We start from the raw sequence: 26,902 nt of genomic DNA on the forward strand, positions 1-26,902 counted from the left end.
AAACCAGCACCACAGGATAATGTAAGAAATTTATTAATGAGTATGAAAGGGGAGATTAACAATGCTCTGCCTCAGTATTTACCAGCTGATAAGTTTGTTAGGACATCACTAACTGCTATAAATTCTAATCCTAAGTTACTGCAATGTAGTCCACAGTCGCTTTTGGCTGCGGTTATGAACTCAGCACAGTTGGGGCTTGAATTTAATACTCCATTGGGCGAGGCTTATCTGATCCCTTATGAAAACAAGAGAAAAGGCATTACAGAAGTTCAGTTCCAAATGGGTTATCAAGGTCTTTTAAAACTGGCACACAATACTGGGCAATTTAGAAGAATTACTGCTAAGGAAGTACACGAGAATGATGACTTTGATATTGACTATGGAACTGGAGAGATCAAACACAAACCAGTTTTAATCGGTGAGAGTGGAAATGTGATTGGCTACTATGCAGTTTATGAGACTAAGGAAGGTGGCCGTGATAGTTTTTATATGAGTAAAGAAGATGCTGAAGCTTATGGTCGTAAGTTTTCTAAAAGCTACAGCTGGAAAGATAGTCCTTGGCAATCAAACTTTGATGCTATGGCTAAGAAGTCTTGTATCATTCAAGTTCTTAAATACGCTCCTAAGGCTATTGATAAACCTGAGTTAGGCCAAGCTATGGCTTTTGATAATCAAGTCTTTAAAGCGGCTAATACTGACAAAGAGACTGGCGGTATTACTTATGATGTTGACTATGATGTTGTAGATGATGAGCCAGAACAAAAGCAAGAGCAAGAGCCTAAGGTTGATAAAGAGACTGGGGAAATTATTGAGGATGATTTCTTTGAGGATGATTTTGAGCCGGTAAAAGATGACGAGTAATTTTGTAAAAGGCATTAAAAGTTTTGCTGGGCATAAGTGGGATACTTACACTGTTTGGTCTGACTTTGTGGAAATGGCGGCCATTAGTTTATCTAATACTGTTGATACTAGACAAAGGGATTTGAGAAATATTAGGTATCTGACTATTGCGAATAAATATTCAAAAAGTGAGCTTGAAGTTTTCTCTAAACTCTTTGCTGATTTGGTTATTGATTTGGAAGAAAATCCTCGCGATGTTTTGGGAGAGGCTTTTATGGAATTGGAGCTGGGAGATAAGTGGAAGGGGCAGTTTTTTACCCCTTACTCTCTGGCTAATGTTATGACTAATCCCATTTTAAGCAAAGAGTCTATTCAAAAGCAGGTGGATGATAAGGGTTTTGCCAAACTGACTGATAATTCTGGTTGTGGTGGCGGCGTTAATATGATTGCTGCTTTTAATCACATTAGAGAATTGGGTTTTAATCCTCAGCAAATGTTGGTTTTGGAAGGTGTTGATGTTGACCATAAGGCCTGCTGTATGTCTTATGTGCAGTTGTCTTTACTGGGTGCTAATGCTGTTATTAGACAGCGTGATGGTTTAGCTCCTAATAGTGTGCTAGATATTGATACTTGGTTTACCCCTTTTTATATTTTAGGGGCTTGGGAGCAGAAACAAAAGTACGGAATGAAAAGTGGGGCTAAGGAATTAGGTTTTAGATCTGATGATAGTGGTCAGCTTGGTTTTGCTTTTTGATTGTGGGGTGATTATATGGCAAAAAGAAAAAAATTAGGAAAGAAAATTAGGTTTGAAGTATTTAAAAGAGACTCATTTACATGCCAATACTGTGGGCAATCTGCACCACAGGTTATATTGGAAGTTGATCACATTGTCCCTGTCAGCAAAGGCGGGGATGATGAACTTACCAATTTGATTACCTCATGCAGAGATTGTAATAGAGGGAAAAGCAACATCGAGTTATCAGACGATAGCGTAGTTGTTAAGCAGCAAAAGGAACTTGAAGAACTGCAAGAGAGAAAGAATCAACTTGAGATGATGGTTGAGTGGCGAAAAGGACTAAAAGAATTAGACCAGACCACAGTCGATATTTTCTGTGATGAGTTTTTGAATATAACTGGGTTTGAAGTAAATGATGTTGGCCAGTCTAAAGTTAGGAAATGGATTAAAAAATACTCTATGGCTACGCTATTTGAAGCTTTGGATAAATCTTATAACCAATATGACGAAATAGAAAAAGTTTTTGAAATGGTGCCTAGAATTGCTTATTACATTGATAACCCTGATAAAAGAGTCAATCCAGAATTATTTTATATTAAAGGAATTTTAAAAAATAGACTCGCATACTTTGATGAGAGAAAAGCTATAATTTGGCTTGTCGAAGCTGAGAAGTATTGCGAGATTGACGACTTAAGAGAAATGGCTAAAGAGGTTAGAAATTGGACTGAATTTAGAGAGACAATCCAATTTTGGATAGCTGAGGGAAAACATGAGCAAAACAATAATTGAACGTGATTTTTGGGCTGATAGCTTAATCATTGATGAGTATTCTCCAGAGGATAAGCTATTTATGTTATATTTACTTACTTGCCCTAGGGGCTCATCAATAGGGATTTTCAAACTTCCTATTAAGCTTATGGCCTTTGAGATTGGCTATAGTCCAGAAGCTATAAGAACATTGATTGATAGGTTTCAGAACAAATATAACAGAATAAAATATGATTTTAATAATCAAGAAATAGCTGTCAAAAATGCACTTAAATACAGTATTGCCAAAGGTGGTAAACCTGTAGAGGATATGGTGGCCAGAGAATTAAGAGAGGTCGAAAATGACAATCTTATAGAATTTGTATACGAAAATATGGTCCACTGGTGGGAAATATCAGAAAGAACAATAGATCAATCTATTAAAAAACTTTTTGAAGAGGAACTTATAAAAAGGGGACTAAATATTAATGCTAATGCTAATGCTAATGCTAATGTTAATGCTAATGCTAATGCTAATTCGTACCCCGTATCGTACCACGATTCGTACAAAGACTTAAATTCCAACAATAATAGTCAGATGAACGACACGACTATCGATAGGTATAACGAATCGTTAAACGATTCGAAAGATTATGATCAGTTTTCCACAAACTCAGATGAGTGGTTAGTTAAGGAGTATTTTTATAGTCATATAAAGTCTAATCCTAATAGGGATGATGCTCTTTATATTGACAAGGCTATCAAGCAATACGGTTGGGAAGAGGTATTGATTACTATGATTATTTTAAAAGAGGAGCAGAAAGCTAAAATAAATACTTTTAAGTATGTACAGACTGCTATTGAGAGAAATCATGCTCAGTATGTGAAAAAGAAATCGAGTGGAACTTATGACTGGTTGATTAACAGAAGGATTGAAAGTTTAAGGAGTAAAGCTAGCTAATGGCAATTAATTTGAAATTACATTATAGCTTTAATCAAGTATTTAGCAGCTATGAGGAAAGGTATGTGGGCAACTCGATTATCTTTGAGGGTTGCCTGAAACCTCACAATCAAGAGGCTAAGGATGCACAGGTTATAAGATTTATTAGTGGTGGACGTAGGTATTTAGATTATGAGCTTGAGCGTGATGGGGCTTATGTAAAAGGCAGGATTAGATATTATGCTTATAGGCCATTTTTTACAAGGCAGGATTGGGCAAAGGTTAGATTGCTAAAGAGTAAGGGGGTAAAGCAAGTTGATATTGCCCATTACTTTGGGATTTCTGAAGCCGCTGTGTCAAGGATAGTAAACAGAAAAGGAGCGTATGCGGAGTGAGGACTAAGGAGTTTATTAAAAAGATTGAGGATTTAGGATTTAATATTGAAGAAGGTTCTGATACATATTGTCCGAGATATGATAGTTATCGAATATTTTTAGATTACAATTTAGTGGCGGTGGTATTTAAAAATGTCATCTACTCATTTGATACTGCAAGAACATCTTTTGATGAATTAGAAAATAAATTAAAAACACCTCTCTATTATGTAATACGTAGTTATGCAGAAACACCTATTGAAGAGCGTGAGGAAGAGAAGAAGTTTTACTTGAAGCATAGGTGGATGGTTGGCATGGAAGGTGATTATCTAGCCCTTGATTTAGAAGAAGATGAATTTTGTTTAGATGATGAAGGTGAAGCTCATTGGAAAAAAATACAATTCACCCAAAAAGAAATAGAAGAAATTAAAGAAAAATACAATACAGATTTAAGCGATTTTGAAATGATTGAGGTGGAGGAATGAGTGATGAAGAAATGTATTTACTTAGATCCTAGAAATAATGAAAAAGAAGCGGACTTTTATGGTATATTTCAACGAGCTCAATTATATAGACCAGAGCCAGTTATATTTGGTCATCAAGGAGGAATGAGAGCATGGACTGTGGCTATTATTTATGATAATGAAGGAATGCATGAGATTGATCCTTTGTTGATTAAAAAGATTTATGAGGTGGAGGAATGACAATACAGGAACTAATAAAAAAAATTGAGCAATGGGCAATAGACCGTGGGCTGGATAAAAATGGCACTAGTCATGGTCAGCTTAGAAAAACTTTGGAAGAGATTGCTGAATTATCTATCGGAATATTAAAAGCGGACTTGCCAGCTATCATTGATGGTGTTGGTGATGTGTTTGTGACTGTTGTTATTGGCAATATGCAAAATCTGATTGAGGACAAAGTTGATATAATCAAGCTTGTAGATGAAATTAGAGCAAGCGGAGAAACTGAAAACTATGGCAAAGGATATGAAGCTAAGTCGGTAAGTAGGTTATTTTATAGTGGTCATGAGCTTGAAAGAAGTCGAATAAGACTAGGAGACCACTATAAAGAATATCCAGTAGAAAGCTTACTATTTGATTTACTAGTTGTGTGTCAAGTATGGGGGTTAGAGCTAGAAGATTGTATAGAGTCTGCATACAATGAAATATCAATACGTAAAGGGAAAATGATTAATGGCACATTTGTTAAAGAGGATGATTTGATATGAACAGGCAGCAAAAAAGACAATTTGAAAGGAAATTAAATTTATCTAGTAAGGAACTAGATAACCTTGCTGAACATTTTAGGCGTGAGAATGAAGCTAAAAACCGCGAAGTTGTGGTGCAGTTTTTGGCTTTGACTATTGAGGCTCTAAGGTTAGAGTTTGGTTTTGGTCAGAAGAGGATAGACCGATATACAAAAAGGGTTGATAGTTTGCTGGATAGTGTAAACCTTGATTATGTAAGCTTTGAGGACTTACTGGATGAGATTAGTCTTAAGCCTATGGATATTGCAAAGATACCTGATGAGGTTAAAGAGCAAAAGCTTAAGGTGTTGGCTGGATAAAGATACGCTGACAAATGATGACTGTTTTGTATTAAGGAGCGAGAATGGCATACGGATATAAAGATGTAAGAATTGATTTAGTAGATGGAAAGTTTCATGAAACTGAAATGGACGAGTATAGATATGAACAATTTAGAGAGTTTCTAGCAGATCCAGATATAGAAATATTTGAGGTTCCATATAGGTATCAATCAAGAGTATTTATAAATAAAAAGCATATCGTAAAAATAACAATAAGTTAGATAAGAGGAGGAGCTATGAATAAATATATTGGTATCGGGAGATTAGTACGAGATCCGGAGTTAAGATATACTCCAGCAAATAAAGCAGTATGTACTTTTACACTAGCCATTGATAGACAAATGAGCAGGGATAAAAGGGAGCAAGCAGAGGCTAACGGTTGGCCTACTGCTGACTTTCCCCGTATCAATGCGTGGGGAGCAATGGCAGAAAACTGCAATAAGTATTTGACAACAGGCAGTCAATGTGTTGTGGTTGGTAGCCTACAGACTGGGTCTTATAAGGACAAATATGGTAAGACTGTCTATACTACCGAGATACTGGCCGAGAATGTGGAGTTTTTGTCTAAGGCTAGCAGTGATAGTGGATATAGTCCACAAAACAATGCTACTGACAATGACTTTTTCGGTGATGATTTCACAGAAGTGGAAGATGACGGCAGGATACCATTTTGATATAAAGGAGCCATGATGGAAAATTGGGAATACGATGATAGCTACGAACAACAGGTTTCAGGACTAAGGGACAGTATGATTGCGAATGATTACAAAATGGGAATTGCTTGGAAAGACCGATTTTTTAAGAAAAAGTTTTATGAAAAGCTAGATGAACTGTTAGCTATAAATTATTTAGAGATATGCGAAGACATATGTAGATCAAATTATTAAAATTTGATGGGTAGGTTTTATTTATTTGTTTCATTAGTATTTGTATGGCTAAGGGGGTTATTATCGTTAGAGGGCGAAATAAGAGCTATAACAAGTATGGCAATAAAAAAGTTGTTGTTGATGGACATAAGTTTGACAGCCAGAAAGAGGCTAGGAGGTATGGGGAGCTTAAACTTATGGAGAGGGCTGGAGTTATCAAAGACTTGGAGCTGCAGCCTAAGTTTGAGCTGATACCTACTATTAGGACTGAGACTGAGACTTTGAGAAAGACTGTTTATAAGGCGGACTTTAAGTATTTTGATGTTAAGGCAGACCATGAGGTTGTAGAGGACGTCAAAGGCTTTAAAACAGACGTGTACAAGCTCAAAAAAAAGATATTGTTGCATAAGTACAAAGGTATTGATTTTAGGGAGGTTTAGATGAACGTAGATGAAAAGAGAAAAAAAGATTGGGATAGATTTAAGATTAATACCATTAAGCGAAGACTGGTTTACTATCGTAGGGATTTAAACATCATCGATAGTCTAGCGGACAAGATATTAGAAAATAAAGAAAGAATGGAACTTATTAAAAGTGGGTGGTCTAGTGAAGAGGCTGTGCAAGGTGGTGGCAAAAGTCAGGATGATAAGCTAAATAGTCTGCTTGATGAAATAAGGGATTGTGAACGCAATCTAAAACTTATAGAGCTTGAGAGTAGGGCTCTTACTACGGCTATTGACTCTTTACCGGATCCCGATATGGTTAAAATCATCTTTGATAAGTGGGTGTTTGATAGAAAGTCAATAGAAATACTAGCTAATGAGCTACATATATCTGCACCTACTTGCTGGAGATGGAGCAATAAAGCCTTGATAGAAATTTATGATAAGTTATATATATTAACTCCAAATGAAGTAGACAGAAGATGATGTAATGAAAATGAAATAAAAATTTAAGGGATATGAGAGTAAATCCTTATTTTTATGTTGTACAATAATATTGTGTTAGTTTGCTTAAATTACAACTACTCAGTACCGCGGTTACTATTTGGCAGCAATTATTATGGTTGTTGTTTTGGTTTTGAGTAGTTGTTTTTTTATCCCAAACGTGCGAAAACAACTGCTATTACTTTATACTTAAGACTTAAACCTCTTTGTGTTGATAAAATATGTCATTAGACACTCCAATCTTTTTGTTTTTTATATAGAGTACTAAACTTTACAGTAATAGCAGTTCTTTTTTTATGTTTGGACAAGGGAGGTGGTATGTTTGTCTAAAAAGTTATCAGTAATGCGCAAAAAGTTTGCAGATGAATATATCATCTGCGGTAATGCTACACAGGCTGCAATTAAGGCTGGCTACTCTAAGAGGTCGGCTAAGCAGACTGGTAGTAGGCTGTTAGATCAGGCTGAAATTAAAGAGTATATAGCGGACAGGATGAAAGAGCTTGAGGCAGAGTCTATTGCTAGTCAGACTGAGATACTGCAGTATCTGACAAGAGTAATAAGGGATGAGGAAACGGAAGAAGTCCTTGTAAATGTTGGAAACATGGAGCAAGAAGTTAGGACAGTGAGAGTCCCTGCTAAGGATAAGATTAAGGCTGCAGAACTTCTTGGTAAAAGGTATGGGTCTTGGACTGATAAGGTTGACCTATCATCTGATCTTACTCTTAATTTTGAGCTGGATTATGGTGATGATGAGTGATTACGGAAAAGACTGTAAAGGTTGGTCTTAATCCAGTATTTAAACCAGTTAATAATTGCACTAAGCGTTATCGTATCTTAAAAGGGTCGGCTGGTAGTGGGAAATCTACTAACATTGCCCTTGATTACATTTTAAAACTTTCTAATCCTAGATATAAGGGGGCTAATCTGCTTGTTGTGAGAAAAGTAGATGAGTCCAATAGAGACAGTACTTTTGCAGAGCTGCAGAGTGCTGTTTTTTCTTTGTTTGGGAGTCAGTCGGACAGAGTTTGGAAGATACAACAAAGCCCACTGTCTATGGAGTGCTTAAAGACTGGTAATAAGATTATCTTTAGAGGCATGAAAGATGATAAGCAGAGGGAAAAAGTAAAGTCTATTACTTTTAAGACTGGTAAACTTACTTGGATATGGATTGAGGAGGCTACTGAACTTGCTGAGGCTGATATTGATATCCTAGATGACCGTTTGAGAGGTAGGCTTGATAATCCCAACTTGTTTTATCAAATAACAATGACCTTTAACCCTGTATCTGCTACTCATTGGATTAAGAGTAAATACTTTGATGTGTCTAATCCTGACATCTATACTCACCACTCTACTTACTTGACAAATCGCTTTATAGATGAGGCCTATCATCGAAGAATGATGATGCGTAAAGAACGCGATCCTGATGGCTATCGTATCTATGGCGAAGGCGAATGGGGAGAAACTGGCGGGCTTATCCTTAATAACTGGGAGGTTAGAGAGATATCTCAAGACTTATCAGATTGGGAATATTTGTCTATTGGCCAAGACTTTGGTTTTAACCATGCTGATGCTATTTTAACTCTTGCTAGCAAAGATGATGATATTTATGTCTTGAATGAGGTTTATGTGTATGAAAAGACTACAAGTGAAATTATAGACCTAGCTACTGGCAAGGTGGCTAAGGATATTACTATGTATTGTGATAGTGCTGAGCCCGATAGGATTAAGGAATGGAAAAAAGCTAGCTTTAGGGCTACTGCAGTAAAAAAAGAGAAAGTGACTGGGACTACTTATATCAATAATCAAATCAACTGGCTTAAAGAACGTAGGATTTATATACATCCATCTTGTACTAACTTGATTAAAGAGTTGTCTCAATGGAAGTGGAAATATGATGATAAACGTTCGGAATACCTTGATGAGCCTGTCGCTTTTTTTGATGATGCTATTGCTGCTTTAAGATATGGTGTGGAGCCTTGGAGGAAGTCTAGGGCTATTAAGTCGATTAGTAAGGATTTGTTATTTTAATGAAGTTATCTATTATTTATTTACCTAATTTACATAGACCTTGGTTACTTAAGAGAGAGCATGGGGAGTATTCCCAACATGCTCATTTTTTTACTAAAAAAGAGGCTTTGTGTTGTCGTAAGCTGATTGATGCTAATAAGTTCCCGCGTGAAGAAAAATATAGGATTGCTATGCAAAGATTATTGACTGAGGAAGAGTACAAGAGGCTTAATAAGAAGCCTAGGTTTTATAAAAAGAATTGTGGGGTGATTAGATAGTGTTTAGAACTGATAGTGATACTTTAGAGATTAAAGAAGCTTTGGAGTTTATCAAGCTACATAAAGCAAAGCGTGCTAGGTATGAGAGGCTTAAAAGGTATTACAAAGGCGACCATGATATTTTAGATGTTGGTGGAGCATCTAAGGATAGGGATAACAAGGTTGTGTCTCCATATCCTAAGTATATAACTGACTTTTCTACTGGTTACTTTATGGGTAATGCCGTGAAATATAACGCCACCAAAGAAGACCATAGCGACGACGATGAGTTTTTAGAAGAGTATTTAAAGATTTGCAATTATAACAATGAGGATAAGGAAAACTTGGCTCTTGCTAAGACTAACTCTATCAAGGGCGAGTGCTTTGAAGTCCTTTGGTTTAGTGATGATGGCAAGGTGCGTTTTAAGCGTGTAGAGCCTGATAATGCTTTTTTAGTTTATGATACAAGCATAGATGAAAAGGAAAAGTTTGGAGTTAGATATTACCTTGATGAAAAATTAAAGAGAACTGTTACTTATGTGGAGATCTACGATGTAGACTCCATTTTTTATTTTAATGATGAAAATAGCTCTAATGAGTTTGTAATGACAGATGTAAGGGAGCATCCTTTTGGAGCTGTGCCTTTAATCCACTATAAAAACAACGAGGAACTACAAGGGGACTTTGAGCAGGTTATCAGCCTTATTGATGCTTATAACCGTGAGCAATCTAATACCCTTAATGATATGGACCAGTTTTCTGATGCTTACCTTGTGCTGACTGGTTATAGTGGTTCAACTCGTGAAGATATTGAACAGATGAAAAAAGATAAGATTCTTCTTAACGAAACAGATGGTGATGCTGAGTGGCTTATTAAAGATGTCAATGATAGTTGGGTTGAGAATTATAAGAATAGGCTTAATAAGGATATCCACAAGTTTTCTTTTACTCCTGACTTTACAGATGAGTCATTTGGTACTAATGTACCTGGGGTATCCTTAAAGCTTAAGTTATTGACCAGTGAAGAGTTAAGAGCTACCAAAGAAATGTTTTTTACTGAGGGCCTACGTAAGCGTATGGATCTTGTTGCTAATTACTTAAATATGGCAAATGACCACGATATTATCCGTAATGAGATACAGATTGTATTTAGCGATGTATTACCTCAAAACCTTTTAGAGCTTACTCAGATAGTGCAAAACCTTGCACAGGATGTATCGACTGAAACTAGACTTGCTTTACTACCTTTTATCGATGATCCAGTTGGAGAAATTGCTAAAAAAGAAAAAGAAGAAGAAGCTAAGGCTGAAAGTGATATAAATTTATATCGTAATTTTGTAGGCGGTGGTGAACGTGGCGAAGAAGAAGCAGTACTGGGCCAAAAGGAGTGAGCAAAAGCTTACTAGGGTATTAGCAGATGCCGAAAAGACCTTAAATCTTTTAGAGAGTCAGTATAAAAATGCTAGTATAAGTATAAATAAAGATATACAAAAGCTATACAGTCGCTTTGCAGGAGAAAACAATATTTCTATGGATAAGGCTATGGAATTAATTCATGGTAATGAGTTTTTAGAGTGGCGTATGTCTATGGATGAGTATCTAGAAAAGATAGACATGACTGGAAACCAAAAGCTTTTGCTGGAGCTTAATACTTTGGCTATGAGGTCTAGGATTACTAGGCTTGAAGCTTTGAATGCTGAAATCATGGCTAATGTGGCTATCATAACTGAAAGGGCTGAGAAAAATACTTCTTTGATGCTAATTAGATCATTAGAAAATACCTACTATGAGTCTATGTATGATGAATATAAAGACAGAAATCCTAAGGTCTATGACCTTATGAGTAAGCACAATGTGGGTTTATCTAAGGCACAGATTGATAGGCAGTTAAAGATACCATGGAGTGGGGCTAATTATAGCACCAGTCTATGGAACAATGCTGATTATATAGCTAATAAGTGTCAGCAATTGGTAGCACAAAATATTATAGCTGGGACTAGTATTGATAAACTTACACGTGAGATAACAAAGCAGTTTGGCAAAAACTATAGATCATCTGCAAGGAGACTGTTACTTACTGAGTCGGCTTATATAAAGGGACAAGCTGATTTAATGACCTATAATAAGCTTGATATTGATGAGTACGAGATACTGGCTACTCTTGATAAAAAGACTAGTAAGATTTGTCAAGACAAAGATGGCGAACACTATCCACGCGACAAAGCAGTGGTTGGGGAGAATTTCCCACCATTTCATCCGCACTGCAGGACTACTACTGTTAAGTATAGGCCAGACAAAACTGGCAGGACTAGGATAGCACGTGATGCTAAAGGCAAGAATGTGAGAGTGCCTAGGGATATGACCTACAAGGATTGGCTTGCATGGGTTAGCGGTAATGAAGGAATACAACTTAATTTTATAAATTAGACGGTTTATGACCGTCTTTTTTTGTACCCAAAATTAATCGTGCGTTAATCGCGAGTAATTGTGAGTTAATCGTGCGATTTTTTTATGCCTTTTTTTACTTGGTCAAGGCCTTAAAGAAAACCATGGAATACATAGTCGACGGACTTTAAATGGAGGAATTTACAATGGAAAAATCTTTATTTTTATCAAATGTGAATCTACAAAGATTTGCTGATGAGGGCGAAGCCCAAGTTACAGAGCAAACTGGTCAAAGCACAGGAGATACAGAGCCTGATACAAAGTCTGGAGATGATAAGAATGAACCAAAAATGCTTTCTATCACTCAAGATGAGCTGGACGAAATCCTAAATAAAAGATTGGCAAGACAAGAAGAAAAACTTAAGAAAGATTTTCAGGCACAAAGAGATGAGGATCTACGTAAGTCTAAGCTATCACAAGCAGAAAAAGAAGCAGAAGAAAGACAAGAGCTGCAAGATGAACTAGCTAAGGCACGTGAAGAAAACCGACTAATGAAGCTTGAAAGTCGTACAAGCGAGATTTTAAACGAACACGAATTGCCACAATCTTTTAAGGAATTTTTAATTGGCCAAGATGAAGAAGCTACCGAAGCAAACATCAAGGCTTTTGAAGAAGTTTATCGTGCAGAAATCAAGAAAGCAACTGAAGAAAAATGGAAAACAAAAGCTCCTGGTACTGCTGCAAAAGAAACTAATGCTGATGATGCAGTGTGGGGCGAAATACGCAATAAATACAAATAATTGAAAGGAAATATAAATGGCTGTAAAAATTTATGATATGCAGTTTGTAAAAACTGTAGCGGATATTTTTGAAACTAGACAACATTTTTTTAGAACTTTTGGTGGTAGCTTACAGACTGCTGCAGGTGCTGAGTATGACAAAGACTTTTTAAAGTTAAAGATATCTGATACTGATGTAGTAATCCAAGACTACTCAACAGACCCTAATGTAGCTTTTGAGTCAGGTACTGCTAACTCATCAAGATTTGGTCCAAGACACGAAATTAAATCCACAGATGCTACTGTTGGTTATGATAAACCACTTGCATTGCATGAAGGTATCGACAACTTCACAGTAAATGACAATGCTAGTCAAGTACTTGCAGACAGAACAGGGCTTCACGCTATTGAGTGGATTGAACAACTTAATGTTTATATGTCTAAACTTTTATCTAAAAATGCAGGTAAAACTTTAACTACTTCATTGACAGAGGATGCGGTGACTAATCTTTTTTATGAAGCAAGAAAAGAATTTGTAAATATGAAAGTAGCAAAAAACATTACATGGATGGCATATGTTACACCAGAGCTTTACAATCTATTAATTGATTCCAAATTAGCTACTACTGCTAAAAATTCGTCTGCAAATATCGATGAACAAGAGATATACAAATTCAAAGGTTTTGTGCTTGAAGAACTACCTGAAGAGTATTTCCAAGAAGGCGATGTAGCTATTTTTGTACCTGATAATATCGGGGTTGTTGGTATAGGATTACAAACTTACAGAATTTTAGATGCTACAGACTTTTACGGAGTTACTATCCAAGGTGCTGGACAAACTGCATCATACATCCCAGAAAAGAACAAAAAAGCGATCATTAAGGCTCAAGTTGGAGCGTAAGGAGGATTAAATGTTAGTTAAGACAAATAGAAAATTTTATGATGTTTTAGAAGATGCTTATAGAAATGTAGGCGATGAATTTGAAGTCACAAAAGAAAGATATATCGACCTTAACAACAAAGTAAGCGGCTTTGTATCTGCAGTGGAAGCAAAGGAAGTAGAAGCTAACGACCCCCTTGATAATCTAACAGTAAATGAATTAAAAGATTTACTTGATGCAGACGGTATTGAGTATGACTCAAAGGCTAAAAAGGAAGACCTTAAAGCACTTCTAAACAAATAGGAGGTGTATATGGACAAAAACAAAAGAGAAAGAGCTAGGTACTTACTGAATTATGAAGTTAACAAGGCTACAGAGGATGAAGCCCTTGACTTTAACTTTGATTTGATTGAGTCTGAAGTGCTTAGTTATTGTAATAGACTGGATTTCCCACCTGGCCTTATGCTGATAGTTATAAAAATGGTTGCTGAGTATACCATGGCTAACTATTATAAGTCAAAGATGGCCGAAGAAGCGGCAAAGGGCAATGAGAATAGCGAAAGAACTATCTCATCTGTCAGTCGTGGGGATACTACTATATCTTATGGGGATAAGGCCAAGGTTTATGACTTTGGCACTCCTATGAATGCTTACTTAGCTGTGAATGATTTTGTAGGTAACTATACAGATCAGATCAGAAAGTATAGAAAGCTTAGGACACCATGGTAATGACTAATCCTATCTTTGAAAATGAAGCAGATGTTTTAGCAGAAACTTACTATCATACTGCTACTATAAAAAGGCCTAAACATACAACTGTAGGCTATTTTGACGACTATGTGGAAGAAGTGGTTTATGAGGATATACCGTGTGCTATAAGCTTTACTCAAGGGTCTACTGCTGACCTAACAGATACTACCCAGCCTATCCAATATATAGCAAAGTTATTTGCAAGACCGGAATATACGGTAAAAGAGGGGGATATAGTGCTAGCTAATGTCTTAGGTCATGACTATGAGTTTAGAGCTGGTGAGGGTTATCCTTATCAATCCCACATAGAAGTACCGCTAATTAGAAATGAGGATGCCTAATGCGCGTTGAAATGGAAGGCTTTAAGGAGCAAGCAGAAAAGATAGGAAAGATACCTGAAGGGCTTGATGCTACAATAGAAAAGTTTTTAGATGATGTAGGTAGTGACTGGTGGTCTGATACTAGGGCCAATACTCCAGTAGGAGAGACAGGAGAACTAAGAAGATCTATGACTTTTGAAGGTGCTAAAAAGTCTACTGGTGGATTTGAGATAGCAGTATCTAATCGCTTGAGCTACGCCGAGCACGTTGAATACGGCCACAGAACACGTGGTGGCAAGGGTTATGTGCCAGGAGTCCACATGATGAGAGATGGGCAAAAAGGTGCAGAAGAAAGAATATCTAAGGAGCTAGGCGGTCTAATTAGTGAGGTAGAAGATGAATACTCAGATGATTAGTGTCCAGGATATCTACGAAGAAATAGCAAGGGTACTTAGGGCGATTTTCCCTAACCTTAAAAGAGTTTATCAAGAGAGGATACAAAACCTTGATACTCCAGCTATGACTATAGAGCTAGTATCTTATAGGACACCGCAATTTAGTCAAAACATAATAAATAAAAAGCTTGATCTTGATATTATTTACTTTAGTAAAGGTAATGGGCAAAGAGAGGCGCTAGAAGTGTTAGATATGCTTACTAGCGCTTTTTCTATGGGCTTAAAAGTCAAGGATAGGTTTTTACATGTGATTGACACACCAGAGTATAAATTGGTCGATCAAGACCTACACTTTTTACTGACTTTTGATTATCAAGATGAGCTACAAATGATTTATGTGTCCGACCCTGATATTGATAACCCGTATGGAGTACCTGTGCAGTTTGGAGATGATAAACTCACGCCAAAAGACGACCACATAGTCCACGGAGACAAAGATAGCTCTATAGAGGATAAGTCAATCGACTTTGACGACCCTGATAAAAAATACCAATACTTAAAAGATAAATACCAGATGATGCAAGACCTTGAGCTAGAAACAGAAGAGCTTAAGGTCGATTTTAATTTATGAAAGGAGTGCATATGCCAACAATTGGAATGCCAAAGGTCAAGATTGCTTTTGAGTCTGCAGGCTTAGCAGCAATCCAACGATCTGCTAGGGGTATTGTTTTGCTTTTAATTAAGTCTAACAACCCTGAAGAGCAGGGAGAATATAAGCTAAACTCTTTATTTGACATGGATGAAAAAACACAATTTAGCGAAGAAACAATCAAATACATTAGGCTAGCCTTTAAGGGGAAGCCTAACAAGGTTATAGCACAGGTCTATGGTGAGGCTAATCCACTAACGGACGTAATGAATAAGCTTAGACTAGTTAAGTTTAACTACTATGCAGCACCAAATGCCACAGAAGAAGAACTAGAAAGTATAAAAAGCTGGCACAATGAGATGGTCGAAGTTAAGGATAGGACAATCAAATTTGTAGGCTATAACTATCAAGCTGATGATGAAACAGTTATAAACTGGGTTGTGCCTAGAGTTACCTTTGATGGTAAAGATTACACTGGTCAAGAGTTTACCGCACTAATTGCATCACAGTTAGCAGCCTTGCCACTGTCAAGGTCATTTACCTACTTTACATGGCCAGAACTAACAGATGCAGAACTACCTTATGCAGATGATGAGGATGCAGCGGTAAATGAAGGCAAGCTATTTTTAACTTACAACGGCGAGAACTACAAGATTGCTAGGGGTGTCAACTCGCTAACTACCTACTCTGATAAAAAAGGCGAGGACTTTAGCAAGATTAAAATTGTAGACTCTATGCACATGATAAAAGATGATATCCGCGATACATGGGAGGAGTTTTATGTAGGTAAGTACAGAAATACTTATGCTAACAAAATGCAATTTCTAGCCCTTGTAAACCGTGTGTATTTTAGAGAGCTTGAGGGAGAAATCCTAGAGCCTACAAGTGGTAGCCGTGTGGATATCGATGTTAGAAGAAATGAGATGTATGCAGTTAAACGTGGAGCAAATATTGATGAGATGACCGAGCAACAAATTAGAGAGTTTAACACTGGATCTAATCTTTTTGCTGCAGGTTACGTATCAATATTAGATGCTATGGAAGACCTATACATCAACTTTAGAAATGAATAGGAGGCTTAGTATATGGCTTTAGGAAATACACCAGATAATAGGGGCTTTAGAAGAGTCTCTGGTGGTTGGGGCACTATGTACATGGATGGAGTAGAAATCTTTGAATGTACAGAGGTTAGTGCAGAAATAGAAGTACAAAGATCCGATGTTTTAGTCGGTAACAATGTAGATAGCAAGATTACAGGACTCGCGGGAAGCGGGTCTTTTACTTTAGGTCATGTTTATACAAGACACATAAATAACGCCCTAACACAATTAAAGGAAGGTCACGACCCACGCTTTACAATGTCAATTGTCCTAGATGATCCAGATGCAGTAGGAGGTCAAAGGGAGCAAATCGATATTGGTAATGTTTGGATAAATAACCTAAATTTAGCAGGATTTACCCGTGGTGAAATTGTAGAAAAAGAATACGAGTTTGGATTTACACCAGACGATGCAGATATTGCAGAAGGTATCTACTAGGAGGATATATGGCACTTACAGCTAAAGACTTAATAAAAAATAAAGAGATTATCAAAGATAGAAAAAATGACAAGATTGAAATTGAAGTGGACGGCTACGATGAGCCGTTCCTTTTTTCTGTCCCAGATGTTGCAGTATACGATGATGCACAAGCTTATGCCAAAACCCGTGGGGACAGGGCAGGGGATAAGTACATCATTGTTGAGTGTTGTGTGGAGCCTAACTTAAGAGACCCAGAGCTACTTGCAGCTTATGAGGTCAAAGAAGCTACAGATTTAATCGATGAACTATTTAGATTTGGTGATGTTGCATCTATAACCCAGACTTTACTTAAATTCAGCGGATTTAAAGATGAAAAAGAAGTAAACGCTAGCATTAAAAAAGCAAAAAACTAATACTGAGTGGCGACTCTGAGATGGAGATTGTGGCCTTTATGTTGGAGCATGGCCACTCATTTGAGGAAATACAAAACCTTACTACTGCTGAACAGGTGCTAGTTTTGGCCACTCTATATGCAAAAAGAGAGAGGATGGTGAGAGCATTTGGCGGCGATATTTAAGGTAAAACTGGAAGATAATTATACGGATAAGGCTAAGAAGATTGCTAGCGCTACTAGTCAAATGGAGTCTGCTATGTCTAAGGTTGGTAGCGTGGCAAAAAAAACCGGATCCGCACTAAAATCATCATTAGACAGAAAATACAAAGTAGATATTAAAGAAACTGGGTCAAAGTACCTAGAAAATAGGGTCAATGGATTAAAGAAAAACCTAGATAGGTTAGAAAAACCTTATGAGGTAAGCATTACAGCTAAAATGTCTAGATTAGATAAACTTAAATCCAATTTGTCAGATTTGAATAAAAATACCATTGGCAAGAGCTTTGGCGCTGTTAAAAAGTTTAAAATGGACTTTTCAGATTTTAGGCGTGCTAAGAAAGAAGCTAAGCAACTAAGCAAAGAAATATCTGCCTTTACTGGCAAAAAGCACAAAGTGAAGATAGACATGGAAAGCCCAATTAAAGGGGTTATGGCAAAAATGAAATCGGGCCTATCATCTGGTTTTAGCAAACTAAACCCTAAAAACTGGTTTGGTGGCGGCGGTGTTGGTCCTACTGGTGCTGCTCCAGGTGGGGGCGGTGGACTAGTAGGGTCTATCGTAAAAGGTAGTCTTATAACTGGTGCTATCCAAAAAGGATTTAGTGCTTTAAAGGGTGGCTTTGATGCAACCCTAGGTGCAGGTATGCAAAGACTAGAAAATATCCAAGCATCTAAAGCTAAATTACGAGGCTTTGGACATGATGATAAGACTGTAAATACCATATCCCAAAATGCTATGGCAGCAGTAAAAGGTACAGCTTACGGCTTTGGGGATGCAATGACTGCCTCTGCTAATGCTGTTGCTGCTGGAGTAAAACCAGGTAAAGATTTAGAAAAGCACTTAGGCATTATAGCAAACTCTGCAGCTGCTACTGGCGCTGACTTTAACGAGATGGGGTCTATCTTTAATAAGGTCAAGACCACTGGTTACCTGCAAGGTGACGAGGCGATGCAGATAATGGATAGGGGTATTGCCCTTTTACCTGCATTAGCTAAGACCATGGGTACATCGGTTGATGAAGTCAGAAAGAAGATGAGTAAGGGTGAGGTATCCTTTGAGGACTTTTCTGCCGCTATGGAAGATGCGACGGGTACTGTGGCAAGTGAAATGTCTAACACCTTTAGCGGTGCTAAGGATAACCTTAAGGCGGCGCTAGGACGTGTAGGGGCTGGCTTACTAGGTGGCTCTGATAACGAGGGCGGCGTTTTTGCTATGCTTACTCCTATGATTAAAGGATTAACATCAGCTTTAGGACCTTTAGAAAGTATGGCAGGCAAACTAGGTGATAAGTTTGGAGACTTAGCTACTGGAGCAATTGACAAAGTTAAAAGTGGTTTTGACTATCTAGGTAATAAGTTTAAGCCAGTAGGCGAAGCCTTTGCTAAGGTGGGTGGTCCACTTAAAGATGCTATGGGCAGCCTAGGTGGATCTATTGGCAAAATCTTTGGTAGCAACATGGACCTAGGCGGGTCTATCATCGATACCTTATTAAGCGGTGCGGTAGCTGGCCTTACTACTCTAGCTAATATCATACAAACTTATGCAGTACCTGCTATACAAACGGCAGCTGACTTTATAAGTGCTAATGTAGTGCCAGTTATACAATCAGTAAATAACTGGATAGCTGCTAATATTTTACCTGCTATCCAATCCCTAGGGTCTTACTTGATGGCCAATGTTCTACCTATATTACAATCTATAGGTAGCTTTATAACTGGTGGACTATTGCCAAGTCTACAATTGCTAGGGGCTGCTGCTATGTCAGTTTTAGGACCAGCATTTAATGCCCTAGGACAGTTTGCCCAAGGTGTTTTATTGCCTGCTTTGTCCTGGTTAGGCGAGACTATAATTGGGAGTGTTGTCCCTGCATTATCTAGTCTAGTTAGTTGGGTTATAGGTAGCTTGCTACCAGTAATAGTACAAATTGGGTCATTGATTGGATCTGTTGTAATACCAGTAGTGAGTGCTGTTGCTAGCCTTATTGCTGGAGTTGTTATGTCAGCCTTTACTGTATTAGTGGGCATCGTAAATACCGTAGTTGGTATATTTAATGGCCTAGTAAGTGCAGTTAATGCAGCGATTGATGCCCTATCAGGTATAGGGTCAGCTATATCTAGTGCGATTGGTGGACTAGTAGGCAAAGTGACAGGTTTGTTTGGTGGTGGCCATGCCACAGGTACAAGTTACTTTGGCGGTGGTATGACCCGTGTTAACGAGCGTGGGGAAGAAATGATCCAGTTAGCACGCGGTGATAAAATTTACCCTGCAGGTAAAACTGACAGAATTATCGAGAAACAAATCAATAATAAAAATCAAAGTAGAGAGACTAAAAATGTAACTATAAGCCCTACTATTAACATCAACGGGGCTAATAAAAATGGCGAGGATATAGCAAAAGAAGTCAATAGACAATTAAGAAGATTGGCGGTGAATATCTAATGCAGCAGTGTATTTTAAGCTTTGAGGAGCGTAAGGAAGTCTTGGAACTACCTTATCCGCTCCAAGAATGGACTTTATCTAGTCCACACAATACCTATAACTTTACAACAATAAATACTGGCGAGGTACTAGCTATAGGTAAAAAGAATTTAAAATCAATAACTATAAATAGTTTATTCCCTGCTCGTGATTATCCTTTTTTACTGTCTAAAAACTACCCGGAGCCTGAAGCTTGCGTGCAGATGATTGAAAAATGGAAAAACTCTGGCAAGCCTATAAGGGTTGTTATTGTTGATACTGATATAAACTATGCCATGGCCATAGAAGACTTTAGTCATGGTATGGAGTCTATGGACGGTAGTAAAGATGTTACTTTTACCTTATCCCTTATAGAGTACTCTTATCTTAATGTAGAGAGGTCAAATCCTAAGTCAGCAAAAAACAAGGATGATTTAAAAGATAGACCTGGAGAAAAGAAAGAGTCTGAAGCGACCCGCCACAATGTAAAACAAGGGGATACTCTTTGGGACTTATCAGCTAAATATTTAGGCAATCCTAGGCGCTGGCAAGAGATTGCAAAGCTAAATAATATTACCAATCCACGTACCTTGCAGATAGGTACAGAATTAAAACTGCCGGCTAATAAGGATAGCAAGAAATGATAAAGGTCAAAGTATTAGCAGTAGGTAGTGATGGTGGGACTACTGATATATCCGATGTAGTTGGTGAGTTTAAGATAAAGGGTGCCAGCAAAGAGTGTGCCAGGACTCTTGATATGAAAATCATTAGGGATGATGTGGACGAAGAATATCCAACCTTTAAAGTGGGTCTAGGTGATACTCTAGATATAACAGTCATCGAAGATGATAAACCTAGTCAAGCTATAAAAGCTGTTGTGTGGGAAAAGCAAGCATCTATAAATGAAATTAGCCTTGATATTGTAGGCTATGATAGATCAATTTACTTAAATAAAAATGAGACAGAGACCCAAGTTTTTAATGACATGACTGCAGATGCAGTAGCTAAAAAGATTATAGGGGAGTTAGGACTTACTGCTGGCAATCTAGCACCTGGCCTTAAAGATACTTATAATTGCCGTGGCATGACTTCCTATGATGCTATAATGCACGCTTACACAAAGACAAGCCGTAAAAATGGCAAAAAATACAAGCTAGTAGCAAACGGGGATAAGATAAATGTTTTTGAAGCTAGCGATACAGTTGGTGTGGTCCTAGAAGAACTAGATGAGCCAGTAGTTGGTAAACTCCTAGACCTATCATATAAGGAGTCTTTAGATGACCTTGTAAACGAAGTTAAAGTCATCGAAGAAGATGAAAAAGATGAGAAAAAGGAAAAGAAATCAGATGCTGAGTCACAAAAAAGATACGGAGCTATACAAAAGATAATCAAAGGTAAAAAAGAAGATATAGCTGGTATCATGGCAGGGGCAAAAAAAGAACTTGATGTAGAGTGCATAGGCTCTTGGGATATGGTAACTGGCAAATCTATAGAGGTAAAGTCCGATGTGATTAGCGGTGAGTTTTATATTATCGATGATGAACATGTAATCAATGATGGTACCCATATCTGTAACCTAACCCTATCGACTGAGTTTGAAATGGACGAAAAAGAAGAAGGTCAATCTGAGAACAAAGATAGCGATAGTCCAGGGGCCAAAGGTGCAGGCAAAGGTAGTGCTAACATTGAGAAAGGCCTTGCATGGGCCCAAAAACAACTAGGGACTCCATACTCACAACCTAACCGTATGAGACCAGGTTACTTTGACTGCTCATCCTTTGCTTATGAGTTTGGCCGACAAATGGGAGTATTACCTGATGCAAATTGGGCATGGACCACTCAAACCATACCAGGCAATCCTAATGTTGTAGAGGTGCCATACAGTGAGATGAAGCGTGGGGATTTGATATGTAACCCTAATAAGCACGTAGAAATATATTTAGGTGGTGGCGAGATTATCCACTCTACACCGCCATCTGTTAGGTATGGCAAAGTGCCTCCAGCTGGCAGCGGTTATAGAGTATTTAGATTTAAGGGGGCTTAATGGATAGGATAACAAGAAGATTAAAAGATTTAGAAGGTAGAAAAGAATCGACAGAGATTGGAATTGTAACTGCCATTGACCCGCACTTTAAATTTAAGGTCAATGGCCAAGAGTACTCCTCAGAGCACTTTACTGTATATCTGCCAGCGGTGGACAGGATACGCCAGTTTGAAAGGATTGATGTGGAAACTCATGTAAAGACTAGGGATAACAACCCAGAGGGTGTAGCTACTACAAATATTGGCCAAGGTAAGGGCGAGGCTTATCTTGATATAGGAGATTTGGAGCTAGAGCCTGATAACTATGAGCGTAGGTTTTTGGTAGGTGACCTTATCGATGTTACAGATCGAGGGGACTCTTTTATAGTCCATGGTCGATTGGTAAAGATAGGCGATACTGATGAGATCTATACTCCTACACATAGAGATAAAGGACAAGGCGTAAAGGTGGGCAAAGGTGGCCCAATTAATAGACCGCCTATGAGTTGGTGATAGCTATGGCGATATTACCAAATAGTATGGACTATATCGTTGATATACCAGTGGCCGATGAGGTACTTTTAGAAGAAGGCTTTTGTGAATATGCTTATGACTTTGATAATAACGAGCTTTTAACTAAAAACGGCAGGCACTATTATGTATATGGCAATGAGGCCATGAAGATATGGCTATATAAGGCTATGATAACTGATAGGTTTAGATATAGTGCCTATACGGATAGGTTTGGCACAGAAATATATAGCCTAATCGGTGAGGTTGTAAGCTCTAAGCTAAAAGAAGCCGAGATTAAAAGATATATCATAGAGGCGGTTATGGTGCATCCTTTTATGGTATCAATCAACGATATACAGTTAGAGAGAGTGAAGAGTGGACTTAAGGCAATAGTCTACTATACAACGACTTTTACGGATGAGATTGTGAGGGTAGAATGTCAAGTAAAAATAGATTAGTAAGTGCAATTACGAGCGAGGAAATAATTGCACGAATGAAAGCAGACCTAAAAAACCCTCCAAATAAGATAGAGGGGTCTTTTGCTAGTGATAATATACAAGCAGTAGGTAAGGAGTTAGAAAGATACTACAACCTACTGGAGTACCTGGATAGTCAACACTATATAGAGACTGCAGAGGGTGATGCTTTAGATAAAAAGGCCAATGATGTGGGTGTGTTTAGAAAACAGCCTACAAAAGCTACAGGATATGTAACCTTTTTAGGTGCCGAAGGGACTTTTATACCAGCAGGACTAACTGTGGCCAGCGATGCTTTTAGCTATATAACTACTAGATCAGGCAGAATAGAAGATGGCCAATGCGTATTGCCAATTGAGGCGGTAGAACCTGGTAGCTTATCTAATATACCAGCTGGATCTATATATAAGTTTCAATCTACACCTGGTATAAGAGAGGTAACCAATGCTAAGCCTATAAGTAATGGTACGGATTTAGAAAGTGATGCTAACCTTAGGGCTAGAACTCAAATGAGAGTTAGGTATCCTGGTACATCGGGTAATCAGCACCACTATATGCACTGGGCGATGGAGGTCGAGGGCGTAGGTCGTGTCAAAGTATTCCCACTTTGGGATGGGCCTGGTACTGTTAAGGTGTCAATCCTTGATAGTAACCAGCAAGTGGCAAATGAGGACCTTATACAAAAAGTCCAATACCATATAGACCATGAGGGTGAGCGTATGGGTGAGGCTTTAGCTCCTATTGGAGCTTTGCTTACTGTATCTACTGCTAAAACTAAGGGCCTTAATATAAAGGCTAAAATCAATATGGTAGAGGATATGTACTACACAGAGGAAATGATTGCAGAGACTTTAAAGGTGGCCCTGCAACTATATATCGATGAAAATATATCTTATAAGACTGGAAGACTTACAGTAGCTAAGGTAATAGATATCTTATATACCCTAGATGGGGTATTGGATATAATCGAGCTTACTGTAAATGAGAGGTCAGACTCTATAAGCTTTGATCCTGAAGAAGTGCCGATAGTAGAAAGTGTAGTTATATCATGAGAGGTGATCGCTTTAAAAGAAGATTACCTAAATTTGTAGGACAGATAAGCGACCTAGATGATACCTTTTATGCTGAGGACAAAGAATTTGAACTAATCGACAAATTAATAGATGACTTTGAAAATAGTCAATCCATATCAGGGATAGCTAAGACAAGCGACCCTGATTATTTTTTGCGTAAATTGGAGGTTGACTATGGCCTAGACCATAAAGGGACTACCAAAGAGAGGATAGCTAGGATACTTTTAAAGATGAGGGCAAAACGTACGACCACGGAGGAGGTTGTGCTAGAGATTTGCCAGTCTTTAGGCTTCCCAGCGCAGTATGAGCAAAAATATAGGGAGTACGGGTTTTTACTAGACCTATATGTAAATGGTGACCTAGATATGGACGCTTTAATAAGGGAGCTGATGGAGGTAACTCCAGCCCACTTATGGATAGACTTAAGGATGACCTTTGCAAGAGTTATGAAACTACAAACACGTAGTGGAGATAGCTCTTTTTTAATGTGGTTATGTGGTGAGCATCCATGTGGAGATATACCTTATCCATATACAGTGGACGAGCCTTACTATATAGGTGTTGGTGCTAAAACTGGTAACTATGATGCAAATAACTACTATGGTAATGCTGGAGATGGCTATAAGGCGGGCGAACTGCGTGACTTTGAAGAGTCTAGCTATATATATGTACAAAACTTTGATGCGGAAAACCGTATCGATTTTGGAGGTGATGATTAATTGCTAAGCGAATACTTGATGAATAATGTTTGCCAATTTATAAAGGATGAGATAAAGACTGCTGTTGTGGTTTTTGAAGGTAAAGATCCCGAAGAAGTGCAGATAATAAGAAAAGCAATAGATGAAGATACTTTAAAGGTGCTGGTAAATACAAGTAAAGGTGTTGGAACGATAACTGATATAAGATTGCTCGATGAAAAGGGCAATGTCCTTATATCTAAGCCTAAAGGACATATAAAAACAATTGACCATGGGGTAATTAGCACTTTTTGGATAAGGATTGTCGAGGAAGAAGTGCAAAACCCTATAAGTGTCTTTGAGTTGAAAGGAGCTATGAATGGCTAATGGATTTAATTTGGCTGAGTATTATCAGCTGATTGAGCAGGGTTATGATAAGGATAAGGCCTTGGAGTATCTGGCATCGCAGAATATATCCTTGGTTGGCTGGTATGACCACTTAGCAGAATTTGCAGATGTAAGGGCAGAAAAAGAGATTGGAACAAGTCCCGATGGTGACCCTTTGTACCAGCATATACGCTTTGATGGGGTGGTTGTCCAAGAGGGGACTCCTGTAAATGCTGAAAATCTGGGGCAAATGGAATGGAATGACTTGGTTAATGCCTCACGAATTAATAGACATGATGATATAATAAGAGACCTTGTGGTACAAGTGGCTACCTTGATAGGGCAAAACAATAACAATATGCCTTATAACTCATTTATTGCCAATGCTAAAAATATTGGTGAGGATATAGAAATGGTAGAAGGCATCTATGATGAAGTGAATGGAAGGGGTGTGGTGTAGATGGCTAAGGTTGTATATAAAAAATATGAAGCTACAAACTTAAATCCAAATTATAAAATGGTAGATGGCGGTAGTCCTTATTCCTATTCTTATAATGATAGCAACACCGCCTACTCGCACTTTACATTTAATGAAAATGACGGGACTTTTACCATGAGTGGCTCCACTTATCCAAGTGGGACTTTTTATGCCTATGGTGGTAGCTCTAAAAATGTAGTTGTCGAGTATACAAGATACACATCAGGTGGAGGAACATTTCCTAGGCCAGAAAAAGTTTATAAATCAGAACGCGTAACTCCTAGATATACTAAAGGGAAATATATTGGTGAAGTTACAGCAGAAGATGGCGCCTACCCAAGAGATGGCACAGAATATGGTTATTGGTACGAGTGGGATAGATATGCTAATCGTGCCCCTATAATAGGAGGGTCTAACACCGCTATTGGTAATGTTAACAATGACTTTACTATATCATATAATTTAATGGATGAAGATAATGATGAAGTAAAAGTAGAGATTATGGTGGACGGAAAAGTTATCCAATACCCTATGGCTATGGCTTTAAACCAAAGTCACAGTGTGCCTATCCGTATAAAAGATTATGGATTAGGCGACCATACAATTACAGTGACTGCTACTGATACATCTAATGCATCTGCTAGTCGTACCTACTACTTTACTAAGTCTAATACTGCACCTACTATATCTGGGTCTGATATGGACTTGGGGGCTAAGTTTGAGGACTTTCAGGTCGACTATTTAGTCCAAGATGCTGAGGGCAATGATGTATCGGTTGAGATAAAGGTAGATGGGACTATCAAGCAAAGCTCTAGCAAGTCCACTTTGGGGGTAAGGCGATACTTTACTATCCCAATCAAGGACTATGAGATTGGCCGCCATACCATTGAGATAAAAGCAACTGATAGCAATGGCGCATCTACTGTAAGGGCTTATACTTTTAATAAGGTAAACTCAGCACCAGTTATATCGGGACAAGATGAAAATTTAGGGGCGAAGAATACTGCATTTTCCTACACTTACACCGTGACCGATAGAGAAAGTGACAACATAGATGTCATAGAAAAGGTAAATGGCGAGGTAATCCGTGTACTTAACAATGCTACTTTAGGTAGTGAGTATAGGATAACTATCACAGATGAGCAAATAAGGCAATTAGAGCTTAATGCATCTAATACTATTGAGATAGAGGCGACAGATGGCACTGCTACTACTTTTA

General features: G+C 38.0%; 37 protein-coding genes and 1 pseudogene. All 38 read left to right on the forward strand.

The features are described 5' to 3' along the window. A partial coding sequence (locus JNO63_RS07050; RefSeq protein ID WP_203127917.1) for a recombinase RecT occupies window positions 1-861 on the forward strand: 861 nt, incomplete at its 5' end. Further along, a complete protein-coding gene (locus JNO63_RS07055; RefSeq protein WP_203127919.1) occupies window positions 851-1,594 on the forward strand; it encodes an SAM-dependent DNA methyltransferase in 744 nt (247 codons plus the stop codon). The genes JNO63_RS07050 and JNO63_RS07055, both read left to right, overlap by 11 nt. A gap of 15 nt (window positions 1,595-1,609) precedes the next feature. Further along, entirely contained in the window at window positions 1,610-2,365 is a 756-nt protein-coding gene (locus JNO63_RS07060) for an HNH endonuclease (protein WP_203127930.1), read from the forward strand. After that, a complete protein-coding gene (locus JNO63_RS07065) occupies window positions 2,346-3,284 on the forward strand; it encodes a hypothetical protein (RefSeq protein WP_203127932.1) in 939 nt (312 codons plus the stop codon). The genes JNO63_RS07060 and JNO63_RS07065 overlap by 20 nt, the downstream gene beginning before the upstream one ends. Beyond that, on the forward strand, window positions 3,284-3,658 hold the full coding sequence (locus JNO63_RS07070; RefSeq protein ID WP_203127934.1) for a hypothetical protein: 375 nt from the start codon (window positions 3,284-3,286) through the stop codon (window positions 3,656-3,658). The genes JNO63_RS07065 and JNO63_RS07070 overlap by 1 nt, the downstream gene beginning before the upstream one ends. Continuing rightward, window positions 3,655-4,122: a hypothetical protein gene (locus tag JNO63_RS07075; protein ID WP_203127936.1), complete on the forward strand. Its 468-nt coding sequence runs from the start codon at window positions 3,655-3,657 to the stop codon at window positions 4,120-4,122. Before JNO63_RS07070 ends, JNO63_RS07075 begins: the two co-directional genes overlap by 4 nt. Window positions 4,123-4,125: 3 nt before the next feature. Continuing rightward, the gene (locus tag JNO63_RS07080; protein ID WP_203127938.1) at window positions 4,126-4,341 is read left to right on the forward strand and encodes a hypothetical protein; all 216 of its coding nucleotides are present in this window, start codon (window positions 4,126-4,128) and stop codon (window positions 4,339-4,341) included. Beyond that, on the forward strand, window positions 4,338-4,868 hold the full coding sequence (locus JNO63_RS07085) for a MazG-like family protein (RefSeq protein WP_203127940.1): 531 nt from the start codon (window positions 4,338-4,340) through the stop codon (window positions 4,866-4,868). Before JNO63_RS07080 ends, JNO63_RS07085 begins: the two co-directional genes overlap by 4 nt. After that, entirely contained in the window at window positions 4,865-5,206 is a 342-nt protein-coding gene (locus JNO63_RS07090) for a hypothetical protein (RefSeq protein WP_203127942.1), read from the forward strand. The genes JNO63_RS07085 and JNO63_RS07090 overlap by 4 nt, the downstream gene beginning before the upstream one ends. Before the next feature lie 44 nt (window positions 5,207-5,250). Continuing rightward, window positions 5,251-5,448, forward strand: coding sequence for a hypothetical protein (locus tag JNO63_RS07095; protein ID WP_203127944.1), 198 nt, complete (start codon window positions 5,251-5,253; stop codon window positions 5,446-5,448). A gap of 15 nt (window positions 5,449-5,463) precedes the next feature. Beyond that, window positions 5,464-5,901: a single-stranded DNA-binding protein gene (locus JNO63_RS07100; protein WP_203127946.1), complete on the forward strand. Its 438-nt coding sequence runs from the start codon at window positions 5,464-5,466 to the stop codon at window positions 5,899-5,901. 15 nt (window positions 5,902-5,916) lie between these two features. Further along, window positions 5,917-6,114, forward strand: a complete 198-nt coding sequence (locus JNO63_RS07105; protein ID WP_203127948.1) for a hypothetical protein — start codon at window positions 5,917-5,919, stop codon at window positions 6,112-6,114. A gap of 44 nt (window positions 6,115-6,158) precedes the next feature. Continuing rightward, window positions 6,159-6,533, forward strand: a complete 375-nt coding sequence (locus JNO63_RS07110; RefSeq protein WP_203127950.1) for a DUF1064 domain-containing protein — start codon at window positions 6,159-6,161, stop codon at window positions 6,531-6,533. Next, the gene (locus JNO63_RS07115) at window positions 6,534-7,022 is read left to right on the forward strand and encodes a DUF1492 domain-containing protein (protein ID WP_203127952.1); all 489 of its coding nucleotides are present in this window, start codon (window positions 6,534-6,536) and stop codon (window positions 7,020-7,022) included. A gap of 340 nt (window positions 7,023-7,362) precedes the next feature. Next, complete coding sequence (locus tag JNO63_RS07120; RefSeq protein ID WP_238390491.1) at window positions 7,363-7,797, forward strand: terminase small subunit; 435 nt, start codon at window positions 7,363-7,365, stop codon at window positions 7,795-7,797. Further along, entirely contained in the window at window positions 7,794-9,071 is a 1,278-nt protein-coding gene (locus tag JNO63_RS07125) for a PBSX family phage terminase large subunit (protein ID WP_203127953.1), read from the forward strand. The genes JNO63_RS07120 and JNO63_RS07125 overlap by 4 nt, the downstream gene beginning before the upstream one ends. A gap of 256 nt (window positions 9,072-9,327) precedes the next feature. Beyond that, complete coding sequence (locus JNO63_RS07130) at window positions 9,328-10,698, forward strand: phage portal protein (RefSeq protein ID WP_203127954.1); 1,371 nt, start codon at window positions 9,328-9,330, stop codon at window positions 10,696-10,698. Beyond that, the gene (locus JNO63_RS08740) at window positions 10,661-11,734 is read left to right on the forward strand and encodes a minor capsid protein (protein ID WP_203127955.1); all 1,074 of its coding nucleotides are present in this window, start codon (window positions 10,661-10,663) and stop codon (window positions 11,732-11,734) included. The genes JNO63_RS07130 and JNO63_RS08740 overlap by 38 nt, the downstream gene beginning before the upstream one ends. Before the next feature lie 164 nt (window positions 11,735-11,898). After that, window positions 11,899-12,492: a DUF4355 domain-containing protein gene (locus JNO63_RS07140; RefSeq protein WP_203127956.1), complete on the forward strand. Its 594-nt coding sequence runs from the start codon at window positions 11,899-11,901 to the stop codon at window positions 12,490-12,492. Between the two features lie 16 nt (window positions 12,493-12,508). Further along, on the forward strand, window positions 12,509-13,372 hold the full coding sequence (locus JNO63_RS07145) for a capsid protein (RefSeq protein WP_203127957.1): 864 nt from the start codon (window positions 12,509-12,511) through the stop codon (window positions 13,370-13,372). A 10-nt stretch (window positions 13,373-13,382) separates the two neighbouring features. Next, complete coding sequence (locus JNO63_RS07150; protein ID WP_203127958.1) at window positions 13,383-13,655, forward strand: HeH/LEM domain-containing protein; 273 nt, start codon at window positions 13,383-13,385, stop codon at window positions 13,653-13,655. Between the two features lie 9 nt (window positions 13,656-13,664). Further along, on the forward strand, window positions 13,665-14,081 hold the full coding sequence (locus JNO63_RS07155; RefSeq protein WP_203127959.1) for a hypothetical protein: 417 nt from the start codon (window positions 13,665-13,667) through the stop codon (window positions 14,079-14,081). Next, window positions 14,081-14,443: a hypothetical protein gene (locus JNO63_RS07160; RefSeq protein ID WP_203127960.1), complete on the forward strand. Its 363-nt coding sequence runs from the start codon at window positions 14,081-14,083 to the stop codon at window positions 14,441-14,443. Before JNO63_RS07155 ends, JNO63_RS07160 begins: the two co-directional genes overlap by 1 nt. Next, window positions 14,443-14,838, forward strand: coding sequence for an HK97 gp10 family phage protein (locus JNO63_RS07165; RefSeq protein WP_203127962.1), 396 nt, complete (start codon window positions 14,443-14,445; stop codon window positions 14,836-14,838). The genes JNO63_RS07160 and JNO63_RS07165 overlap by 1 nt, the downstream gene beginning before the upstream one ends. Then, window positions 14,819-15,448 carry a phage tail terminator family protein gene (locus JNO63_RS07170; RefSeq protein WP_203127964.1) on the forward strand — a complete coding sequence of 210 codons (630 nt, stop codon included), beginning with the start codon at window positions 14,819-14,821 and terminating at the stop codon, window positions 15,446-15,448. Before JNO63_RS07165 ends, JNO63_RS07170 begins: the two co-directional genes overlap by 20 nt. Before the next feature lie 11 nt (window positions 15,449-15,459). Then, window positions 15,460-16,539: a phage tail sheath C-terminal domain-containing protein gene (locus JNO63_RS07175; protein ID WP_203127966.1), complete on the forward strand. Its 1,080-nt coding sequence runs from the start codon at window positions 15,460-15,462 to the stop codon at window positions 16,537-16,539. 12 nt (window positions 16,540-16,551) lie between these two features. Next, a complete protein-coding gene (locus JNO63_RS07180) occupies window positions 16,552-17,004 on the forward strand; it encodes a phage tail tube protein (protein WP_203127968.1) in 453 nt (150 codons plus the stop codon). Between the two features lie 8 nt (window positions 17,005-17,012). After that, window positions 17,013-17,399, forward strand: coding sequence for a phage tail assembly chaperone (locus JNO63_RS07185; protein ID WP_203127969.1), 387 nt, complete (start codon window positions 17,013-17,015; stop codon window positions 17,397-17,399). A 147-nt stretch (window positions 17,400-17,546) separates the two neighbouring features. Continuing rightward, on the forward strand, window positions 17,547-20,039 hold the full coding sequence (locus JNO63_RS07190) for a tape measure protein (protein WP_203127971.1): 2,493 nt from the start codon (window positions 17,547-17,549) through the stop codon (window positions 20,037-20,039). Then, window positions 20,039-20,701: a LysM peptidoglycan-binding domain-containing protein gene (locus tag JNO63_RS07195; RefSeq protein WP_203127973.1), complete on the forward strand. Its 663-nt coding sequence runs from the start codon at window positions 20,039-20,041 to the stop codon at window positions 20,699-20,701. Before JNO63_RS07190 ends, JNO63_RS07195 begins: the two co-directional genes overlap by 1 nt. Then, a complete protein-coding gene (locus tag JNO63_RS07200; protein ID WP_203127975.1) occupies window positions 20,698-22,101 on the forward strand; it encodes a C40 family peptidase in 1,404 nt (467 codons plus the stop codon). The genes JNO63_RS07195 and JNO63_RS07200 overlap by 4 nt, the downstream gene beginning before the upstream one ends. Further along, window positions 22,101-22,592, forward strand: a complete 492-nt coding sequence (locus tag JNO63_RS07205) for a hypothetical protein (RefSeq protein ID WP_203127977.1) — start codon at window positions 22,101-22,103, stop codon at window positions 22,590-22,592. The genes JNO63_RS07200 and JNO63_RS07205 overlap by 1 nt, the downstream gene beginning before the upstream one ends. 5 nt (window positions 22,593-22,597) lie before the next feature. Continuing rightward, window positions 22,598-23,050 (forward strand): DUF2634 domain-containing protein, encoded by a 453-nt coding sequence (locus JNO63_RS07210; RefSeq protein WP_203127979.1) that lies wholly within the window; start codon window positions 22,598-22,600, stop codon window positions 23,048-23,050. Further along, complete coding sequence (locus JNO63_RS07215) at window positions 23,029-24,120, forward strand: baseplate J/gp47 family protein (protein ID WP_203127981.1); 1,092 nt, start codon at window positions 23,029-23,031, stop codon at window positions 24,118-24,120. Before JNO63_RS07210 ends, JNO63_RS07215 begins: the two co-directional genes overlap by 22 nt. Beyond that, window positions 24,117-24,860 (forward strand): hypothetical protein, encoded by a 744-nt coding sequence (locus JNO63_RS07220; protein WP_203127983.1) that lies wholly within the window; start codon window positions 24,117-24,119, stop codon window positions 24,858-24,860. The genes JNO63_RS07215 and JNO63_RS07220 overlap by 4 nt, the downstream gene beginning before the upstream one ends. Next, the gene (locus JNO63_RS07225) at window positions 24,861-25,205 is read left to right on the forward strand and encodes a hypothetical protein (RefSeq protein ID WP_203127986.1); all 345 of its coding nucleotides are present in this window, start codon (window positions 24,861-24,863) and stop codon (window positions 25,203-25,205) included. Next, window positions 25,198-25,665 carry a hypothetical protein gene (locus JNO63_RS07230; protein WP_203127988.1) on the forward strand — a complete coding sequence of 156 codons (468 nt, stop codon included), beginning with the start codon at window positions 25,198-25,200 and terminating at the stop codon, window positions 25,663-25,665. The genes JNO63_RS07225 and JNO63_RS07230 overlap by 8 nt, the downstream gene beginning before the upstream one ends. Next, window positions 25,666-26,902, forward strand: a pseudogene (locus tag JNO63_RS07235) (hypothetical protein); the annotation flags it as partial.

Origin of the sequence: Anaerococcus sp. mt242 (genome assembly GCF_016798225.1) — a bacterium.
Classification (GTDB): Bacteria; Bacillota; Clostridia; order Tissierellales; family Peptoniphilaceae; genus Anaerococcus.

Excerpts from the sequence above, each read along its gene's own strand:
- JNO63_RS07055 (WP_203127919.1), top strand. The coding sequence starts at position 851 with ATGACGAGTAATTTTGTAAAAGGCATTAAAAGTTTTGCTGGGCATAAG.
- JNO63_RS07060 (WP_203127930.1), top strand. The coding sequence starts at position 1,610 with ATGGCAAAAAGAAAAAAATTAGGAAAGAAAATTAGGTTTGAAGTATTT.
- JNO63_RS07065 (WP_203127932.1), top strand. The coding sequence starts at position 2,346 with ATGAGCAAAACAATAATTGAACGTGATTTTTGGGCTGATAGCTTAATC.
- JNO63_RS07070 (WP_203127934.1), top strand. The coding sequence starts at position 3,284 with ATGGCAATTAATTTGAAATTACATTATAGCTTTAATCAAGTATTTAGC.
- JNO63_RS07080 (WP_203127938.1), top strand. The coding sequence starts at position 4,126 with ATGAAGAAATGTATTTACTTAGATCCTAGAAATAATGAAAAAGAAGCG.
- JNO63_RS07085 (WP_203127940.1), top strand. The coding sequence starts at position 4,338 with ATGACAATACAGGAACTAATAAAAAAAATTGAGCAATGGGCAATAGAC.
- JNO63_RS07090 (WP_203127942.1), top strand. The coding sequence starts at position 4,865 with ATGAACAGGCAGCAAAAAAGACAATTTGAAAGGAAATTAAATTTATCT.
- JNO63_RS07095 (WP_203127944.1), top strand. The coding sequence starts at position 5,251 with ATGGCATACGGATATAAAGATGTAAGAATTGATTTAGTAGATGGAAAG.
- JNO63_RS07100 (WP_203127946.1), top strand. The coding sequence starts at position 5,464 with ATGAATAAATATATTGGTATCGGGAGATTAGTACGAGATCCGGAGTTA.
- JNO63_RS07105 (WP_203127948.1), top strand. The coding sequence starts at position 5,917 with ATGGAAAATTGGGAATACGATGATAGCTACGAACAACAGGTTTCAGGA.
- JNO63_RS07110 (WP_203127950.1), top strand. The coding sequence starts at position 6,159 with ATGGCTAAGGGGGTTATTATCGTTAGAGGGCGAAATAAGAGCTATAAC.
- JNO63_RS07115 (WP_203127952.1), top strand. The coding sequence starts at position 6,534 with ATGAACGTAGATGAAAAGAGAAAAAAAGATTGGGATAGATTTAAGATT.
- JNO63_RS07140 (WP_203127956.1), top strand. The coding sequence starts at position 11,899 with ATGGAAAAATCTTTATTTTTATCAAATGTGAATCTACAAAGATTTGCT.
- JNO63_RS07145 (WP_203127957.1), top strand. The coding sequence starts at position 12,509 with ATGGCTGTAAAAATTTATGATATGCAGTTTGTAAAAACTGTAGCGGAT.
- JNO63_RS07150 (WP_203127958.1), top strand. The coding sequence starts at position 13,383 with ATGTTAGTTAAGACAAATAGAAAATTTTATGATGTTTTAGAAGATGCT.
- JNO63_RS07155 (WP_203127959.1), top strand. The coding sequence starts at position 13,665 with ATGGACAAAAACAAAAGAGAAAGAGCTAGGTACTTACTGAATTATGAA.
- JNO63_RS07160 (WP_203127960.1), top strand. The coding sequence starts at position 14,081 with ATGACTAATCCTATCTTTGAAAATGAAGCAGATGTTTTAGCAGAAACT.
- JNO63_RS07165 (WP_203127962.1), top strand. The coding sequence starts at position 14,443 with ATGCGCGTTGAAATGGAAGGCTTTAAGGAGCAAGCAGAAAAGATAGGA.
- JNO63_RS07170 (WP_203127964.1), top strand. The coding sequence starts at position 14,819 with ATGAATACTCAGATGATTAGTGTCCAGGATATCTACGAAGAAATAGCA.
- JNO63_RS07175 (WP_203127966.1), top strand. The coding sequence starts at position 15,460 with ATGCCAACAATTGGAATGCCAAAGGTCAAGATTGCTTTTGAGTCTGCA.
- JNO63_RS07180 (WP_203127968.1), top strand. The coding sequence starts at position 16,552 with ATGGCTTTAGGAAATACACCAGATAATAGGGGCTTTAGAAGAGTCTCT.
- JNO63_RS07185 (WP_203127969.1), top strand. The coding sequence starts at position 17,013 with ATGGCACTTACAGCTAAAGACTTAATAAAAAATAAAGAGATTATCAAA.
- JNO63_RS07195 (WP_203127973.1), top strand. The coding sequence starts at position 20,039 with ATGCAGCAGTGTATTTTAAGCTTTGAGGAGCGTAAGGAAGTCTTGGAA.
- JNO63_RS07200 (WP_203127975.1), top strand. The coding sequence starts at position 20,698 with ATGATAAAGGTCAAAGTATTAGCAGTAGGTAGTGATGGTGGGACTACT.
- JNO63_RS07205 (WP_203127977.1), top strand. The coding sequence starts at position 22,101 with ATGGATAGGATAACAAGAAGATTAAAAGATTTAGAAGGTAGAAAAGAA.
- JNO63_RS07210 (WP_203127979.1), top strand. The coding sequence starts at position 22,598 with ATGGCGATATTACCAAATAGTATGGACTATATCGTTGATATACCAGTG.
- JNO63_RS07215 (WP_203127981.1), top strand. The coding sequence starts at position 23,029 with ATGTCAAGTAAAAATAGATTAGTAAGTGCAATTACGAGCGAGGAAATA.
- JNO63_RS07220 (WP_203127983.1), top strand. The coding sequence starts at position 24,117 with ATGAGAGGTGATCGCTTTAAAAGAAGATTACCTAAATTTGTAGGACAG.
- JNO63_RS07230 (WP_203127988.1), top strand. The coding sequence starts at position 25,198 with ATGGCTAATGGATTTAATTTGGCTGAGTATTATCAGCTGATTGAGCAG.